General features: G+C 32.1%; 19 protein-coding genes, 2 tRNA genes, 1 rRNA gene, 3 pseudogenes and 1 riboswitch. Of the genes and pseudogenes, 1 reads left to right on the forward strand and 24 read right to left on the reverse strand.

The genetic code is table 11. The features are described from left to right. Positions 1–133 precede the first annotated feature (133 nt). The 7 genes and pseudogenes from KQI18_RS13100 to KQI18_RS13130 form a co-directional block, all read right to left on the reverse strand. Positions 134–210: transfer RNA gene (locus tag KQI18_RS13100), tRNA-Ile, on the reverse strand. Between the two features lie 13 nt (positions 211–223). Beyond that, positions 224–312 (reverse strand) — tRNA-Leu (locus KQI18_RS13105). Positions 313–315: 3 nt separating this feature from the next. Beyond that, positions 316–432, reverse strand: a 5S ribosomal RNA gene (gene rrf, locus KQI18_RS13110). A 295-nt stretch (positions 433–727) separates the two neighbouring features. Beyond that, positions 728–1,441, reverse strand: coding sequence for an N-acetylmuramoyl-L-alanine amidase CwlD (gene cwlD, locus KQI18_RS13115; protein ID WP_216468385.1), 714 nt, complete (start codon positions 1,439–1,441; stop codon positions 728–730). 185 nt (positions 1,442–1,626) lie between these two features. Further along, positions 1,627–1,695 (reverse strand): annotated as a pseudogene (locus KQI18_RS14600) (BBE domain-containing protein); the annotation flags it as partial. Between the two features lie 104 nt (positions 1,696–1,799). Beyond that, positions 1,800–1,985, reverse strand: coding sequence for a hypothetical protein (locus tag KQI18_RS13125; RefSeq protein ID WP_216468386.1), 186 nt, complete (start codon positions 1,983–1,985; stop codon positions 1,800–1,802). Between the two features lie 79 nt (positions 1,986–2,064). Next, positions 2,065–2,265: a cold-shock protein gene (locus tag KQI18_RS13130; protein ID WP_216468387.1), complete on the reverse strand. Its 201-nt coding sequence runs from the start codon at positions 2,263–2,265 to the stop codon at positions 2,065–2,067. A gap of 703 nt (positions 2,266–2,968) precedes the next feature. On the opposite strand from KQI18_RS13130, the gene KQI18_RS13135 reads away from it, so the two are divergent. Then, positions 2,969–4,135 (forward strand): iron-containing alcohol dehydrogenase, encoded by a 1,167-nt coding sequence (locus KQI18_RS13135; protein ID WP_216468388.1) that lies wholly within the window; start codon positions 2,969–2,971, stop codon positions 4,133–4,135. A gap of 91 nt (positions 4,136–4,226) precedes the next feature. Here the strand turns inward: KQI18_RS13135 and ribE (KQI18_RS13140) are convergent, their stop codons facing one another. The 17 genes and pseudogenes from ribE (KQI18_RS13140) to KQI18_RS13220 form a co-directional block, all read right to left on the reverse strand. Continuing rightward, positions 4,227–4,700 carry a 6,7-dimethyl-8-ribityllumazine synthase gene (ribE, locus tag KQI18_RS13140; RefSeq protein ID WP_216468389.1) on the reverse strand — a complete coding sequence of 158 codons (474 nt, stop codon included), beginning with the start codon at positions 4,698–4,700 and terminating at the stop codon, positions 4,227–4,229. 26 nt (positions 4,701–4,726) lie between these two features. Beyond that, positions 4,727–5,317: pseudogene (ribA, locus tag KQI18_RS13145) on the reverse strand (GTP cyclohydrolase II); the annotation flags it as partial. Positions 5,318–5,497: 180 nt separating this feature from the next. Further along, positions 5,498–6,097: pseudogene (gene ribB, locus KQI18_RS13150) on the reverse strand (3,4-dihydroxy-2-butanone-4-phosphate synthase); the annotation flags it as partial. A gap of 66 nt (positions 6,098–6,163) precedes the next feature. Beyond that, complete coding sequence (gene ribE, locus KQI18_RS13155) at positions 6,164–6,865, reverse strand: riboflavin synthase (RefSeq protein WP_216468392.1); 702 nt, start codon at positions 6,863–6,865, stop codon at positions 6,164–6,166. Positions 6,866–7,009: 144 nt separating this feature from the next. Then, a complete protein-coding gene (gene ribD / locus KQI18_RS13160; RefSeq protein ID WP_216468431.1) occupies positions 7,010–8,143 on the reverse strand; it encodes a bifunctional diaminohydroxyphosphoribosylaminopyrimidine deaminase/5-amino-6-(5-phosphoribosylamino)uracil reductase RibD in 1,134 nt (377 codons plus the stop codon). Between the two features lie 264 nt (positions 8,144–8,407). Next, a riboswitch (FMN riboswitch) is annotated at positions 8,408–8,526 on the reverse strand. 134 nt (positions 8,527–8,660) lie between these two features. Further along, the gene (locus tag KQI18_RS13165) at positions 8,661–9,026 is read right to left on the reverse strand and encodes a DUF4180 domain-containing protein (RefSeq protein ID WP_216468393.1); all 366 of its coding nucleotides are present in this window, start codon (positions 9,024–9,026) and stop codon (positions 8,661–8,663) included. Positions 9,027–9,178: 152 nt separating this feature from the next. After that, positions 9,179–9,646, reverse strand: coding sequence for an HAD family hydrolase (locus tag KQI18_RS13170; protein ID WP_216468394.1), 468 nt, complete (start codon positions 9,644–9,646; stop codon positions 9,179–9,181). 103 nt (positions 9,647–9,749) lie between these two features. Next, the gene (locus KQI18_RS13175; protein ID WP_216468395.1) at positions 9,750–10,484 is read right to left on the reverse strand and encodes a phosphate ABC transporter ATP-binding protein; all 735 of its coding nucleotides are present in this window, start codon (positions 10,482–10,484) and stop codon (positions 9,750–9,752) included. A 2-nt stretch (positions 10,485–10,486) separates the two neighbouring features. Next, positions 10,487–11,350: a PstA family ABC transporter permease gene (locus KQI18_RS13180; RefSeq protein ID WP_216468396.1), complete on the reverse strand. Its 864-nt coding sequence runs from the start codon at positions 11,348–11,350 to the stop codon at positions 10,487–10,489. Beyond that, positions 11,334–12,215 (reverse strand): phosphate ABC transporter permease subunit PstC, encoded by an 882-nt coding sequence (gene pstC / locus KQI18_RS13185; protein ID WP_216468397.1) that lies wholly within the window; start codon positions 12,213–12,215, stop codon positions 11,334–11,336. Before pstC ends, KQI18_RS13180 begins: the two co-directional genes overlap by 17 nt. A gap of 61 nt (positions 12,216–12,276) precedes the next feature. Continuing rightward, on the reverse strand, positions 12,277–13,197 hold the full coding sequence (locus KQI18_RS13190) for a phosphate ABC transporter substrate-binding protein (RefSeq protein WP_216468398.1): 921 nt from the start codon (positions 13,195–13,197) through the stop codon (positions 12,277–12,279). Positions 13,198–13,440: 243 nt separating this feature from the next. Further along, the gene (gene rpsI, locus KQI18_RS13195) at positions 13,441–13,833 is read right to left on the reverse strand and encodes a 30S ribosomal protein S9 (protein ID WP_216468399.1); all 393 of its coding nucleotides are present in this window, start codon (positions 13,831–13,833) and stop codon (positions 13,441–13,443) included. Between the two features lie 27 nt (positions 13,834–13,860). Continuing rightward, positions 13,861–14,292 (reverse strand): 50S ribosomal protein L13, encoded by a 432-nt coding sequence (gene rplM, locus KQI18_RS13200; protein WP_216468400.1) that lies wholly within the window; start codon positions 14,290–14,292, stop codon positions 13,861–13,863. Between the two features lie 120 nt (positions 14,293–14,412). Next, a complete protein-coding gene (gene truA, locus KQI18_RS13205) occupies positions 14,413–15,144 on the reverse strand; it encodes a tRNA pseudouridine(38-40) synthase TruA (protein WP_216468401.1) in 732 nt (243 codons plus the stop codon). A 10-nt stretch (positions 15,145–15,154) separates the two neighbouring features. Then, positions 15,155–15,952: an energy-coupling factor transporter transmembrane component T family protein gene (locus KQI18_RS13210; protein WP_216468402.1), complete on the reverse strand. Its 798-nt coding sequence runs from the start codon at positions 15,950–15,952 to the stop codon at positions 15,155–15,157. Then, positions 15,946–16,812 (reverse strand): energy-coupling factor transporter ATPase, encoded by an 867-nt coding sequence (locus KQI18_RS13215; RefSeq protein ID WP_216468403.1) that lies wholly within the window; start codon positions 16,810–16,812, stop codon positions 15,946–15,948. Before KQI18_RS13215 ends, KQI18_RS13210 begins: the two co-directional genes overlap by 7 nt. Continuing rightward, entirely contained in the window at positions 16,800–17,633 is an 834-nt protein-coding gene (locus KQI18_RS13220) for an energy-coupling factor transporter ATPase (protein ID WP_216468404.1), read from the reverse strand. Before KQI18_RS13220 ends, KQI18_RS13215 begins: the two co-directional genes overlap by 13 nt. Between the last annotated feature and the right edge of the window lie 142 nt (positions 17,634–17,775).

Below are 17,775 nucleotides of genomic sequence, written 5' to 3' on the forward strand. Positions count from 1 at the left end.
AACTCTCATAAAAAATTTGATGGCTCAGATACTATTGTTATCAAAATATCTGGCTTTATATGGTTTGTTTCTTGTTTTCTTATAAATTAACCTACTGTTTAATTTTCAATGTTCTTTTTTCAATAATTATTCATGGTGGACCATCAGGGACTCGAACCCCGGACCTACCGGTTATGAGCCGGGCGCTCTAACCAACTGAGCTAATGGTCCAAATAATCATATGTGGTGCCGAAGACCGGAATCGAACCGGTACGAGAGGTAAGTCCCGCAGGATTTTAAGTCCTGTGCGTCTGCCAGTTCCGCCACTTCGGCATTAACTGGCTACGACCTACTCTCCCAGGCAGTTTCCCACCAAGTACAATCAGCGCTAAAGAGCTTAACTTCTGTGTTCGGAATGGGAACAGGTGTATCCTCTTTGCTATTGTAACCAGATTAATTATGGCGTCTTCTTTTCTTAAGACAAGTATTATAGTATCACTTATTTTTTAAACTGTCAATACTTTTTTTAAAATAATTTAAATTACTATTTCAAGATATTTAATTATCTCTAATACTTGAATTTTCAATAAAGTGCATACAATTAAGCTTTTAAAAAGCTTTCTGTATTTTTGGCACTCGTATATAGTACCACCTATATTTTATAAAGTCAACACTTTTTTGCAAAAAAATTATCCAGGTAAAAATAATAATAAATTTACCTAGATAAATACTATTGCTTTAGTGTATTTTAATTGTTGTTACTCAAGTATTTTTGTATTCCTACATATATAGACCATGCTATTTTCTCTTGATATTCTTTATCCTTTAGTAATTTACTCTCTTTTTCATTAGATAAGAATCCACATTCAATCAACATAGACGGTATTTGATTCTCTTTTAGTAGATAAATATCATCTCTCGGCTTTACTTCTCTATTATTGGTTTTGTCTACCACTCTTTTTAATTCACTTTGAACACACTTAGATAGCTCCTTGCTATCTTCTTTATCCTTTGGGTAGAATGTTTGAGCTCCATAGTACTTAGATTGTTCAAATGCATTTAAATGTATAGAAACAAACATATCGGCTTCTGATTCATCTATGATTTTCTTTCTATTTTTAAGATTTTCGTTATACTTCTGCCTTATTGTTTTGTTTCCCTCTTCTTTATATAGGCTACTATCATCTTCCCTTGTAAGTATAACAAGCCCGCCACTTGACTCTATAAGTTCTCTCAGCTTTTGTGTAATCGCTAAATTTACCTCTTTTTCATTTGTACTGTGATCTTTTGTTAGAGCCCCTGGGTCTATTCCCCCATGACCTGCATCTAGTATTATTGTTTTGTTAGTAATAGGCGTGTATTTCATTGCCTCTTCTGAAACATTCTTTATTTCAGATATTAATACTAGTGATAAGACCAACAGTATGCCGCTAAAAATATAATATTTTATGTACTTTTTCACTATACCACCCCGTAAATTTATATTACTTCTATACTAACTATATGAATCCAGTTAAACATATATTATAAATATAGAACTTTGATGCTATAAGCATAATAGAAAAATTTACGGTAAATTATAAAAGATACTCCTATATTTTTGGCTATAAATATTTATAAACACTTAGTTTTAAATCACCTAATACTCTAAGGAAATTTAAATACATTACAAGGATCGTACTTACATTTTAAATCTATAAGTCTATATTTATTAAACCCATAATATTAGTCCATATAGTTATAACGTCCACTATATGTAAAGTTTATATGTGATCCTCTAGTTATACAACCTACGAAATCAGCCCTCTTGTCAATCCAACTCATATTTTGAATTTGTATATATCTTCTTCCCATACTGTATTTAAGCATACAATATATCTCGCATTTCTATAGAAGAAAGCTGTATCACTTTTCTTTGATGTGATCCTTCCTCCCATAGAATACAACAATATAACTGCATATATAGGACCTTTGACTCTATTTTTTATTTCTATTGTATCTACCATCTATAAAGCTTTCTCTGATATTTAAAAATTGACAAATAAAAAAAGACACTAAAAGTGTCTTTAATCCGAAAATCTATTATTATAATATAGTTATATTTTCTGCTTGAGGACCTTTTGCACCATTAACTATATTAAAACTAACTTTTTGACCTTCTTCTAATGATTTAAATCCATCAGTTTGTATAGCTGAGAAATGTGCAAATACATCTTCTCCTCCATCTACTGTTATAAAACCAAATCCTTTTTCATTATTAAACCATTTTACTATTCCATTATTCATTAAATGTACTCCTATTAACCTATCAAGACTTTATCTTGATTTATTAGTGTATTCCTACAAATAATATTATCTCACATCTAAATTAAAAAAGATAGACGTTTTTATTATTTATTTTATTATTTGAATTTCAATATTTATCCTATGCAATAAATACGTGTATTATACTACTGAGAATTTAAATCCATCCTATATACTCCCGTAACACGTTTCACTAGTATCTTATATTAAAACGTCATAGCGCTAAAAAGTAAATCCTTACAGCCCCGCCTGGTGTAAACCCACAACGAATATCTTTACATTTCCAACTGAAATTATTCCATATCCTTTAATATCTACTCCTCCTTATTCCAACAAATATTTTTTAATTTAAATTTTAATCATTACAATTATAATAAATTTATATACATAGTAGTAATTCAGCTTATCCCATAAAATTTTATAATAGAATAAAATCTTTTGATAAAAATTTATTTATAATATTACTTAATTCAATGCTTTTTATAATAATCCTTTTATTTTAGTTTTCTCTAATTCCTAAATTTTCTACTTATATAATGTAGTTATATGCTGTTTTTTGTATATTTAAAGAATCTATTAAAAACTACTTTTATAATCTTGATTTAGTCTTCAATAAGCGTTAAAATATTATCGATAAGAGTTTTAAAACTTAATATTTTACTAAATTTCTATGGAGGTGTTTTATATGTTTAGATTTACATTACCAAGAGATATTTACTACGGAAGTGGTTCACTTGAACAGTTAAAAGAATTAAAAGGTAAAAAAGCAGTGCTAGTACTAGGTGGCGGTTCAATGAGAAGATTCGGATTTGTCGATAAGGTATTAGGATACCTTGATGAAGCTGGAATTGAGACAAAACTAATTGAAAATGTAGAGCCAGATCCTTCAGTTGATACAGTTTTAAACGGAAGCAAAGTTATGTTAGATTTTGAGCCTGACTGGATCATATCTATGGGTGGTGGTTCACCGATTGATGCTGCAAAAGCTATGTGGGTTTTCTATGAATATCCAGATACAAGCTTTGAAGATATCACACAACCATTCTCATTCCCTGAGCTTAGACAAAAAGCTAAGTTTATTGCAATTCCATCAACATCAGGTACTGCTACAGAAGTAACTGCATTTTCAGTTATAACTGACTATAAAACAGAAATAAAATACCCACTTGCAGACTTTAATATAACACCTGACATAGCAATTGTGGATCCAGAACTTGCTGAAACAATGCCCGCTAAATTAACAGCTCACACAGGTATGGACGCGTTGACTCATGCAATAGAAGCTTATGTTTCTACTATGGCAACAGCTTTTACTGATCCATTAGCATTAGAAGCAATAGAAATGGTAGATGAAAATGTTATAAATTCTTATAAAGGTGATAAAAATGCACGTGAATTAATGCACTACGCTCAATGTATGGCTGGTATGGCATTTAGTAATGCACTTTTAGGTATCGTTCACTCTATGGCACATAAAACAGGTGCTGTATTCCATATACCACATGGATGCGCAAATGCAGTATATTTGCCTTATGTAATAGACTATAATAAGAAAGAATGTGCAGATCGATACGTAAAAATAGCTAAACGCCTAGATTTAAAAGGAAATAGCGATGACGAACTGATAGATGCACTTACTAGTAAAATTAAAGAGTTGAATAAAGCTATGGATATTCCAGCAACATTGAAAGAGTACGGAATAGACGAAGCTGAATTTAAAGAAAAAGTTGAGATGATAAGTGAGCGTGCACTGGAAGATGCTTGTACTGGTTCAAATCCTAGAAAAATAGATAAAGAAACGATGGTTAAGTTGTTTAATTGTATATACTACGGTGAAAAAGTAGATTTTTAATATAAAATCAGTAAATAAAATTCTATAAATATTAATAAAATAGGTCTGCAATCTCTGAAATCCCAGTGAATAGCAGACCTATTAAAATTTACTATTTTTGTGGTAATGATTTTATAAGATTGACCATCTCTATTGCTGATGTTGCACTTTCAAAACCTTTATTTCCCGCCTTCGAACCCGCTCTTTCTATTGCCTGCTCAATATTTTCTGTTGTAAGAACCCCAAATAACACAGGGATATCACTTTTTAAAGACACATTTGCAATACCCTTTGATACTTCACTACAAACGTAGTCGTAATGAGTTGTAGAACCCCTAATTACTGCTCCTAAGCATATAACTGCATCATACATCCCTGATTTTGCCATTTTGCCAGCTATCAATGGTATTTCAAAAGCACCAGGCACCCAAGATAAAGATATATCTTCTTCTTTTACATCATGTCTTTTTAAACCATCTAAGGCTCCCTCAATAAGTTTCGATACTATAAATTCATTGAATCTCGCTGCAACTATACCTATCTTTATATTTTCGCTAGCTACTAATTTACCTTCATAAATATTCATTGTATTAACTCCTTTATATTTTAGTATTAATTATAACTTTCTAATATATGGCCCATCTTTTCCTTTTTTACGTGCATATAATATTCACATTCTTTTTTATGTATTGTTTCAATCGGAATTCTCTCTACTATCTCTAACCCATACCTTTCAATTCCAGATATTTTATCTGGATTGTTTGTAAGTAGTCTTAATTTTTTTATATTTAAATCGAGTAGCATTTCAGCTCCCACTGAATAGTCCCTTAAATCGGCTGGAAATCCAAGAGCTAAATTTGCTTCAACTGTATCCAACCCTTGATCCTGAAGAGAGTATGCTTTAAGTTTATTGATAAGCCCTATACCTCTTCCTTCTTGTCTTAGATATATCAGGGCTCCTCTCCCTTCTTCTGCTATCGCTTTCATTGCAGCATCATATTGATCACCACAATCACATTTCGAGCTTCCTAATGCATCTCCAGTTAGACACTCAGAGTGAACTCTTACCATAACGGGTTCTCCATTGCTGACATCACCAATTACCAGCGCTATATGGTGCTCACCATTGTCTCTATTTATATAGCCATGTATGTCAAACTTACCGTATTTTGTGGGTAAATTTGCTTTGACAACATGATCCATTTTTTTATTGATAAAACTCTGACCGTTATTACTATCTTTTACATTCATATTATCGGTTTTTTCGTTTTGTTTTTTTATTTTCATATCTAATCACCACTCTATAAAATTTATCTTACTTAATACAGTTGTTATCCTATTAAGTCTTATAATATTACCTTTGTTAAATTAAATATTATTTGATTTTCTGTACTCAATAAGATCTTTTATCGTTACAAAAGTTAAACCATGATTTTTAGAAAATTCTTTAAGCTCTTTTGTTCTCATCATTGTTCCATCCTCTCTCATAATTTCACAGCAAATACCGATTTCTTTTAAACCGGCTAATTTTACAAAATCTATAGTCGCTTCTGTATGTCCATTTCTCTCTAATACTCCACCATCTTTAGATTTCAATGGAAACATATGACCCGGCCTTCTAAAATCTTCCGGTCTGGCATTTTCTAAAGTGCTTTTTATAGCGGTCACAGATCTCTCTAGTGCGGAGATACCAGTAGTTGTATCTACGTGATCGATGGATACTGTAAAAGCCGTTTCATGATTATCAGTATTTTTATCTACCATTTGAGGCAATCTCAGTTTATTAATCATGGTTTCACTCATAGGCATACAAATAAGTCCTTTCGCCTGAGAAGCCATAAAGTTTATTATTTCACATGTCGCGAACTCTGCAGCGCAAATTAGATCACCTTCGTTTTCGCGATCAGGATCATCGGTAACCACTATCATCTTCCCATTTTTTATATCTTCTATAGCTTCTTTAATTGTTCCAAACTCAGACATAACTCAACCTCCTAAATTTATTTATATAATTTATATTTAATCCATTTCTAACCCTATTCGTAGATTTTAAAATCCATTTTTTCTAAGAAAATCTATATCAATAGATGGATTACCCTCTTTACAGCTGAGATTAGATTTGTGGATTCCTGTATATTGAGAAATTGAATAATTAAATTCATCTTTAAATCCTATTAATTTTTCTACATACTTACCAATAACATCACACTCAAGGTTAACTATACTTCCTACCCCTTTTCCTAGGAGTATTGTTTGACTCATTGTGTGTGGTATAACTGAGACCTTAAAACACTCTGTATCTATATAAGCTACTGTCAAACTTATTCCATCAATTGCTATGGAACCTTTCTGTACAATGTACTTAAGTATCTCTCTATCTGCTATTATTGTAATCCAAACTGCATTTCCATCATCTTCTCTAGATGATATTGTTCCAACTCCATCAATATGGCCAGAAACAATATGTCCTCCAAATCGTCCTTTTGCAGACATTGCTCTCTCTAAATTCACCTTATCCCCCTGTTTTATGAATTTAAGAGTACTTCTGTGCAAAGTTTCTGACATTACATCAGCTGTAAATGATGATGAGGATATATTTTCTGCAGTAAGGCAAATTCCATTAACTGCTATACTATCACCAAGCTTAATATCAGTAAGAACCCTTTTAGCATCAATAGTCAATCTAAATAATGACTTGTTCTTTATTACGCTCTTCACATTTCCAATTTCCTCAACTATCCCTGTAAACATTGCATTCTCCATTCTGATAAAAATATTTAAAGCTGTTTTAGTTTTAAATATTTTTAAACGATTTAATTTATTTAAATTATTTTGCAGATAAAGTATAAGTTAAGTAATTAAGTAGCTAAGTAGATAAGTAACTGACTTATTATTTTAACGTGATACATCATACTCAATTAAAACATCCCCATCGATTATCCTGGTTTTCCTATAAGCCAACTTAACAGCTTTTTCTATTTCAGATATCCCAAATCCACCAATAGGAGTTACACTTTGTATTCCTCCAAAAATCTTAGGCGCTATATATACATGTATTCTGTCGACTATTTCACTTTCAAGTGCACTAAAATTTAATGTTGAACCTCCCTCTAGTAAGATGCTATCTATTTTTAAATCGTAAAGTTTTTTCATCAGATCATTTAAATCTAACATACCTTTTAATTTTTTTATTTCTAAAATTTTTACACCATAATTTTTTAACTTCTCTATTTTTTTGTAATCTTCACTTACAGTAGCTACTATTGTTTTTATTTTCTGAGAAGTTTTTATAATATTGGAGTCTAATGGAATTTTAAGTTTACTATCACACACTATCCTTACTGGGTTTTTACCATTTTCTATCCTGCAGTTTAAAAGTGGGTCATCTTTTAGTACTGTTCCTATTCCAGCCATTATTGCAGTTAAATTATTTCTTGTTTTATGTACATATTTTCTAGATCTCTCACCCGTTATCCACTTTGACTCACCAGTATTAGTTGCGATTTTTCCATCTGCTGTCATTCCATACTTCATTAACACAAAAGGTTTTTTATTTTTGTTAGAATAAAAGTACATTTCATTGAGTTCATCACACTCGCTTTTTAATACATCAATATCTACCAATATTCCATGACTTTTTAATATTTTTATTCCTTTTCCACTTACTATAGGGTTATTGTCAACAGATCCTATAACAACTCTTTTTATATTGCTTTTAATAATCAAGTCTGTACAAGGAGGTGTTTTTCCATGATGACAACAGGGCTCCAATGTTACATAAATTGTCGATCCATCTAATCCATCCGAACAACTATCAATTGCATTAACTTCTGCATGGGGTCCTCCAAATTCTTTATGATATCCAGATCCTATTATTTCTCCACTCTTGACAATAACAGCACCAACCATAGGGTTTGGATTAACATTTCCAGCACCTTTTTTAGCTAACTCAATAGCCATCTTCATATAAATCTGATCTTTATTAATGTACCTTTTGCCTTCACCATTGAAAGACTGATCGATATCCATAAAAAGCCCTTCTTCTTTCACAAATGCTCAACCCCTCTTTTAAAAATTAATATATAATATTTATAAATCTGATACTTTAATAAATAAAAACAAAAAACGCCCTAAAAATAAGGGCGTTTAAATTATATAAATATAAAATAATAATACCTCAAATAAAAAAGCTCTGGAATCAATCAAATTCCAGAGCGATATTACCTAAAATATTAAAATCATAAAACTATAGCAAATTTTTGATCTGCAATAATATTATAATTTTATTATATTATAATTCTTCTTTCATCCAGACTATACTGTCGGCTTCGGAATCTCACCGAATCATGCCATCATATGGCTCGTGGGCTATAACCACCGGTGGGGACTTACACCCCGCCCTGAAGAGTATTTAATTTTAAAGTAAGTATATAACCTGTGTGCATAAATGTCAAGATATTAAGTCTATTTTTATAAATTTTTTAATAAGTTATCCACATTGCCCACAAAAATTGTATATATAATTTTTGTGTATATTCTTACAATATTAAATACTGTGTAATCTATCTAATCCGTTCTCTATATCTTCTACAAAAAATATCTGCTTACCATTATTGCATTCATAAATAAAATCTTTCAGGCTTTTACTGTCATACTTACTGAAATCCCCTGATATAGCCAATTTAACACCATAATTTGTATATTTTTGTAGAATTTCTCCTGCTAACCTTGTCTTTAAATCAAAAAATTCTTCAACTATATTCTCTTCCCTTATCACTAATTTATTGCACTCATAATTATAGCTAATTGACCCCATTATATCTAGTGCATCTTCAACGTTTTTTATACACTTATCCACACTATCCACAATTACGACCGTTGAATCTCCTCTTTTGTCAAGTACAAATTTCATCTTATTCACCTCATTTTATATTGTTAATTTTGTATTAAATTTCCATTTCTATAATAGTTATAATTTTAAGTATAGTTGAATTACAAGTTATCATCCAGATATTGTTTATAATCCAATGACTTTTTCAAACTTTTTATATATTTACCTTATTATTATCCTCTTAAATCCGCTATAATTCTTGAAGGCTTTAAAAATAACGCTAAAGCATCTGAAATAGAGCCAACACACAAATCCGAATCTAGAAGCAACGGAGCATAAACCCCTTCCTCACCCATAACTGCAATTGAAAGGGATGATTCTTTAAACATAAGTGAATCATTTCTACCATTTCCAATACAAGCACAAATATCATATCCCAAATATTTTACAATATCTAACTTGGAATATGCTGCATTTTCTCCTGGAAAAGTCTTTATCACTATAGGTAAATCTTTGCAGTGTTCTTCAGCATTTCCATATGTATCTGCAGTAAGGATATAGATATCGAATTCTTCTGATAAAAGAATTAACTTTTCTTTAATTTCATTATGTATGCTACCATCTGTAGCGACAGTTCCATTGTAGTCTAATATTAAATTTTTTATTTCTAAAGTTTTATATCCTGGAATATCAATTACCATATTTTCTCCTTTTTAAATTTAATTTTTCAATTTATATATCGTACATAGCTACTTCTTATTTATATTCGTAACACATCGTTGCTATTATGTATAAAAATACAATCTACATATATTTAATGTATTCTTTAGCTAATTCTGTTTGTGGTTCCTCAAAGAACGTCTCGGTATCTGATACTTCTATAACTCTACCATTGTCCATAAAAATTACTTGATCCGAAATTCGCTTCGCTTGAGCAATATTATGAGTTACTATTACTATAGAATATTTACTTTTGAGCTCTAACAACATTTCTTCTATTGCTATGGTGTTCTTCATATCGAGAGCCGAACATGGTTCATCCAATAAGAGTATTTTAGGTTCTACACATAAACATCTTGCAATAGCTAACCTTTGTTGTTGCCCTCCAGATAATTTATTTGCAGGCATACTTAAATTATCTTTTACCTCATCGTATAACTTTGCTATTTCTAGATAATATCTCATACGATTTTTTGCTTCCTCTTTATTTAAATTAAAATGATAGTTTAATACAAATGTAATATTTTTCTCAATACTATACGGAAAGACAATAGGCTGTTGAAATACCAAACCTATATTTCTACGCAATTTCTCTTTTGGAATTTCTATTATATTTGTACCATCAATTAAGATCTCTCCTTCTATTTTACCTCCATCTTCTTCAATAATTCTGTTAATAGACTTAAGAAGTGTAGATTTCCCACACCCTGATTGACCTACTATAGCGGTAATTTTTTGCTCTGGAATTAAAAGAGAAATATCAGTCAATATCTCCTTCTTACCATATCGTATACTTAAACGCTCAATCTTTATATTCATGATTATTCCACCTTATTCTTTCTAGACCTCCACTGTGCTCCATCTCTTAAAGAACCTATCCCTCTACAAGCAAGTTGGATAAATAGCAATAATACCATAAGCACAAACGCCGTACCGTAAGCATACTCATATGAAGTGCCATCACTTACTAACATATATAGATGATAAGGCAGTGACATAAATGGTTTGTTGAGTTCCACAGGCATTGAAGAAATCATAACCGCTCCAGTATACATAATCGGAGCTACTGCACCCATCCCATAAGCCATACCTAGCGCTACTGTGCTTATTATTTCTACTAGACATGAAGGTAATATCATGTGTAATATAGTATGCTCCTTACCAATTCCTAAACATAGAGATTCTTGCATATACCTAGTTTCATTTTCTCTAAATATCTTCTGAACTCTTATAGCTACAAATGGCACAATCATGGCGGACACTGTTAACCCAGCACAAATAATGCTTCTCGGTATTCCCAATTTATATATTAGCAATGTATACCCCACTAGACCAAATATAATAGAAGGAATTCCAGACAAAAAAAATGCTGACACTTTAATAAAATTAGTTAGAATTCCTTTTCGACCGTAAAATACCAGATAAATGGCTGTTAAAATTCCAAATATCCCACCAACAAGTGCTGAGAAAATCCCCAAAACGATAGATCCCATAAGCGCAGGATATATTCCTCCCGATGTCCCTATAGGCATACCTGAAGGCGAATCTATAATAAAAGAAATGTTAACAACCTCTTTGCCTCTCCAGAATACATAGCCAAATACAAAGAATACTACACCTAGTACCGAAATTCCTAAAAAAAACAAAATAGATCTTATTGTAATTTTGCTAATTAGTTTCTTCATCTTGATTTAACCTCCTCTTAAACATATATCCTATGCCAAATACAACTGTTAGAATAGTTAGTAAAACTAAATTAGCTGCGTATAAAGCGGATAAATGAAGGCTTCCAAATCCAACACTCCCCATCTCTAAAGCGGTAAGTGCAGGGATAGTCTGGGCTCTGCCAAGTAATTTTGGATATATAGGTGAATTACCAATAACCATCATTACAGCCATTGTCTCACCTAGACCACGTCCGAAGGCCATCATCGTTGAGGTAATAACACTAATTTTCAAGGATGGCAGTAGTATTTTTACAATAAATATCTCTCTTGAAAATCCAAGAGACAGGGCTGTGTGTTCATATTTGTTTCTTGATCTATCAATAGATTCACTACAAGTGGATACCACAAAAGGAATTAACATAATAGAAAGTAAAATTCCAGCGGCAAGTACACACTCTCCAGATGTCATGCTCAAATTGTTTTCAAACCATTTCACTAAGATAGTCAACCCAATAAAACCAAATATAACCGATGGTATTCCAGCTACTATATCTATGAAAGATAGACATATCTTTGCAACATTTTTTGGTAGATAAAAATTTAAAAATAATGCGCATCCTATTCCAAAGAATACTGATATTATTACAGCTATGCCTGATACATAAAGTGTTCCTGCTATTGAAGTCATAATGCTGTACGATGGGTTATTATTTAATGGTCTCCAATCACCATCTAAATTAAAAAGTTTCCCTATACCAATCTTAGAAAATGCAGGATAGCTTTCTTGAAATATATGGGCTGTTATAATAACCATTAATAGTAGTGTACATACAGCTCCAAGAAATACTATTATTTTAAAAATATACTGGAGTCCTTTTTTCAATTACTTTTCCTCCTTTAAAAAAGAAGGATGGTGCTATACACACATCCTTCTTCGAAACAAATTATTTCATTGGGATGAATCCCATCTCTTTTACTATAGCTTGTCCTTCTTCTCCAAGTATAACATCAAGGAATGCTTGTTGCTCATCTGTTGGTTTTTCAGATCCTACTAAAAGTAGTGGTCTTTGAATTATGTACGAACCATCTAAAATGTTGGCTTCATTAGCTTCTACTCCGTCTACTTTAAGCACTTTTATTTTACCTTCATTTTGATTTGCAACTCCATAGGATGCATAACCAATAGCATTCTTATTATCAATAATCTTTTCAACTAATCCGCCCATTGTTGGAGCCTGAATAGCTTTTGATGTAACATCTTTGTCCCCCATAATTTTCTTTTGGAATACTTCATGTGCTCCACCACTTATATCTCTTGTTACAACTACTATTTCTTCATCTGGAAGAGATGAATCAAAGTCTTTCCAAGTTTTAAATTCTCCAGAGAATATCTTAATTATTTGCTCCTTTGATAGATTATCCACCTTTCCTGCAATAGGATTTTCTGGATTTACTGCCAATGTCAGAGCATCAATTCCCACTTGATATTCCTTAAAATCATTAATTTTTTCTTTTTCTTCGTCTTTAACTTCTCTTGCAACCATACCAAATGTTGTAGTTCCATCTATTACTGCCTTCGTTCCCTGTCCAGAACCACCCGCTGCTACATAAATAGATATTGCTTCTTCTGGGAATTTTGAATCAACCTTATCCCAAGTTTCATGTTTTTCATTGAAATTTGTTGCTATTGATGTAATTACAGGTGCTAAAGTCGAAGATCCATTAAAATATATTTGACTTGATGAAACCGACGCTTTATTGTCGTCTTTTTTCGTATCTTCTGATTTATCTGGACTTGAACATCCTAACGTAAAACCTGCTACCACCATCAGCATTGTTGCTAATACTAATAGTTTCCTCTTCATAATTTTCCCTCCATCATCCAATTTTGTAATATTTTGTCTCATCTTCAATTATATATAGTGTGTGTATTAACATCAAATAGATTTTGACAATAAGATTTTTCATTAAATAGTTTTTTTCTATCATTAAACTATTTCTTTAAGTATATCTAGAAGTCTTTTTATCTTTACAAATGTATTTCGTTTATATACATATAAAAAATCCCAATGGAATTCCATTGGGATTTTGAATAATCGATATAAAAACTATCTTTTTGAGAACTGTGGAGCTCTTCTCGCTGCCTTTAGTCCGTATTTCTTTCTTTCCTTCATTCTAGCATCTCTAGTTAAGAATCCTTCTTTCTTTAAAGCAGGTCTTAAATCAGCGTCAGCTTTAAGTAGAGCTCTAGATATTCCGTGTCTTATAGCACCAGCTTGTCCAGTGAATCCTCCACCTTCAACCCTTACTATAACATCATATTTATTCTCATTACCAGTTAATACTAATGGTTGTTTAACATCTCTTATAAGTGTTTCGTAATCGAAATAACTGCTTAAGTCTCTTCCGTTTACTGTTATATTTCCTTCACCTGCAACTAGTCTAACTCTAGCAACAGAGTGCTTTCTTCTTCCTGTTCCATAATATTGAACGTTCGCCATGATAACTCCTCCTTTCACCGATTAACCTTATTTAAAGTCTATAACTTCTGGATTTTGAGCTCCGTGTGTGTGCTCTGCACCAGCGAATACTCTTAATCTAGTCATCATTCTGCTTCTTAATTTATTTTTAGGTAACATTCCGCTTACCGCGTGTGCTACTACTTCTTCTGGTTTAGTTTCCATCATATGCTTGTAAGTTATTTCTTTTAATCCACCTACATAACCTGTATGATATCTGTATAATTTTTGATCTAATTTCTTTCCTGTTAATACTACCTTATCAGCGTTTATTACAACAACGAAGTCTCCACCATCTACATGAGGAGTAAATGTTGGTTTATGCTTTCCTCTTAATAAAGTAGCTATTTCTGTAGCCATACGGCCTAATGTTTTTCCTTCAGCGTCAACTAAGTACCATTTTCTTTGTACATCAGCTGGCTTATCTATATAACTTTTCATCGCTATCCTCCTCAGCTATTTTTCCTAAAAATTATTGTTCCGTCTATGTCAAGTCCGGGGCAAGTGGACTTATTAACACATGCTTATATATTTTAATACACTATAGTCTGAATGTCAATATTAATAGAAAACTTTTTTAAGAAATAATCCACATGCTGGAGCTGTGTGACCGGCTCTGCCTCTATCTTTTGACTCAATAACGTCTGATAGCGGTTCAGTGATTCTACCTCTTCCAATATCTACTAATGTTCCCACTATAATTCTGGCCATGTTATATAAAAAACCATTCCCCTCGATCTCAAGTACAATCATGTCTTCATTTTTATGAAGTCTTACATCGTATATAGTTCTAACAGTACTTTTTACTTGAGATCCAGAACTCATAAATCCTTTAAAATCGTATGTCCCTATTAACGACCTAGATTCTATTTTCATCTTGTCAAAGTCTAAGTCATATTTAACTTGATAGGAAAACCCGCTCACTATTGGATTTCTGTATCTATTATTATAAATCATATATCTATAACACTTTCTTTTAGCACTATATCTTGCATGAAAGTCTACATCTACTTCTTCGACATCCACAATCGATATATCTTTAGGCAACTTTGAATTTAACGCATTTGGTATCTTATCGACATCAATACTAGATTCTGTAGTAAAGTTTGCAACTTGGCCAAGTGCGTGTACACCAGAGTCTGTTCTACCGGATCCTATAACTTTTATTTTTTCTTTTGTAATTTCGTAATAAGCATTCTCAATTGCGCCTTGTATTCCTAATGAGTCTGGTTGACTTTGCCATCCACAGTATCTACCACCATTGTACTGAACTGTTATTTTAATATTTCTCATAAAAACGCTCCTAAATAAACCTAGTAGCTATTATAGCTATTAAATATATAAATTGAACAACCCATGCAATGTAATCTGCCTTTGTCATAACGATCTCTCTCATTTTAGTTCTGTTGTCTCCACCTCTATAGCATCTAGCTTCCATAGCCATCGCAAGTTCATCTGCTCTTCTAAAAGCACTTACAAAAAGAGGTACAAGAAGCGGAACTAAATTTTTAGCTCTGTTTATTATGTTTTTACTTTCAAAATCAGCTCCTCTAGACATCTGAGCCTTCATAATCTTGTCAGTTTCATCAAGTAATGTAGGTATAAATCTCAAAGCTATTGTCATCATCATAGCCAATTCGTGTACTGGTAGTCCCACCTTGTTAAACGGCTTTAAGAGTCTCTCTATTCCGTCTGTAAGCTCTATTGGCGATGTAGTAAGTGTAAGTATCGATGTTCCGGCAACTAAGAATATAAGCCTTGTAGCCATAAATATAGCTTGACTCAAGCCCTGTGATGTTATTTTAAATATTCCAAATGACCATATAACGTCTCCAGGTATAAAAAACAAGTTTATAATAAACGTAAATAATATAATCCACTTTAGCGGTTTGATTCCTTTTACTATTAATTTAACAGGTATATTAGACAACTTTATCATTGCAAGCATCGAGATTAATACCACAGAATAAGCCCAGTATTTATTTATAATGAATATCGATACCATAAAAATCAATGTAGCTATAAGCTTTATTCTTGGGTCTAATCTATGAATCGTAGAGTCAGATGGATAGTATTGTCCTATTGTAATATCTTTTAGCATTTTTCCCTTCCTCTCAGCACTCTTAATATCTCTTCTTTAGCTTCTTCTACTGTTATTATATCTCCTCTTACATCAAATCCTCTATCTTTAAGCTTAATTGCGAGTTCAAGAACTTGAGGTATATCTAAACCTATTTCTTTAAGTCTTTTAGAATTCGACTTAAATATTTCTCTAGGGGCACCCATAAACTCTATACGGCCTTTATTCATAACTATTATATTGTTTGCAAGTTTAGCCATATCATCCATGTTATGAGATGATAATATGACAGTCATGTTATTCTTTTTATGTAGGGTTTTTATTAATTCGAATATTTCATCCCTTCCACCAGGATCTAGACCTGCTGTTGGCTCGTCTAATATTAAAACCTCTGGATTCATAGCTATCACACCAGCTATGGCAACCCTACGTTTTTGACCGCCAGATAAATCGAATGGAGACTTATCTTTATAATCTTCGTAATTTAGGCCAACAGACTCCATTGATTCTTTTACCCTTTTGTTTATCTCTTCTACACTCAGTCCGAGATTACTTGGACCAAAAGCAACATCCTTGCTTATAGTTTCTTCAAATAGCTGATATTCTGGATATTGAAACACTACCCCTACTCTTTTTCTTATCTCAGTAAGGTTTAAATCTTTTTTAGTAATATCAAAATCATTTATATATATTTTTCCTGAAGAAGGCTTAAGTATCCCGTTTAGGTGCTGAATAAGTGTAGATTTACCTGATCCTGTATGTCCGATAAGCCCCACAAAATCACCATCAGCTATATTAAACGAAACATCATCTAATGACTTATTAGCAAATGGCATACCTTCATCGTATATATGCGTTAAGTTTTCTACTACAATTGACATAAATTTATCACCATCTCATCCACTGTTAATATATCATCAGAAATGTCTACACCCTCTTCTTTAAGAAGACTAGACAATTCTGTCATGCAAGGAACATCAAGACCTATCTCTTTAAGCTCTTTAATATGACTAAATACCTCTCTTGGGGTCCCCTCTAGTATCTTTCTTCCTTTTTCCATTACTATAACTCTATCAGCCTCTACAGCTTCCTCCATAAAGTGTGTAATGTGTATAGTTGTTATATTCTCTTTACTGTTTAACTCTTTTATAGTCCTCATAACTTCTTTTCTACCAGATGGATCTAGCATTGCAGTAGCTTCATCAAAAATAATGCATTTTGGCTTCATTGCAATTATTCCAGCGATTGCCACCCTCTGCTTTTGTCCTCCAGATAGTAGATGAGGCTGTCTTCTTCTAAATTCGTACATATTTACGCTTTTAAGGGCCTTTTCTACTCTTTCCCTAATCTCTTTAGGTGCTATTCCCAAATTTTCAGGTCCAAATGCTACATCCTCTTCAACGATTGTAGCTACTATCTGATTATCTGGATTTTGAAATACCATTCCGGCAGTTTGCCTAATATCCCAAAGCTTTTCTTCGGATCTTGTATCTATTCCATCTATAAGTATACTGCCTTCAGTCGGCAATAAGATTGCATTTAAATTTTTTGATAATGTCGATTTACCTGAGCCATTATGTCCAATAATAACCACAAATTCGCCCTCTTTAACATCTAGACTCAAATTATCTATAGCTTTGACTCTAGATTCTTCTGTAACATATTCAAATGATATATTGTTAACTTTTACTATATTGTTCATCGCCAGCTCCTTTTGTAAGCAGTCTCAGTCTCTCTAAGTCTTTATAATTCTAGTTTACACATTATTATACCATATATATACATTAAAAAAATAAAGCTAAACAATTATTTTCAAGTTATGTATAATCTAAAAATGTATCAGA

It is taken from the genome of Metaclostridioides mangenotii, from assembly GCF_018917235.1.
In the GTDB taxonomy this organism is placed as follows: Bacteria; Bacillota; Clostridia; order Peptostreptococcales; family Peptostreptococcaceae; genus Metaclostridioides.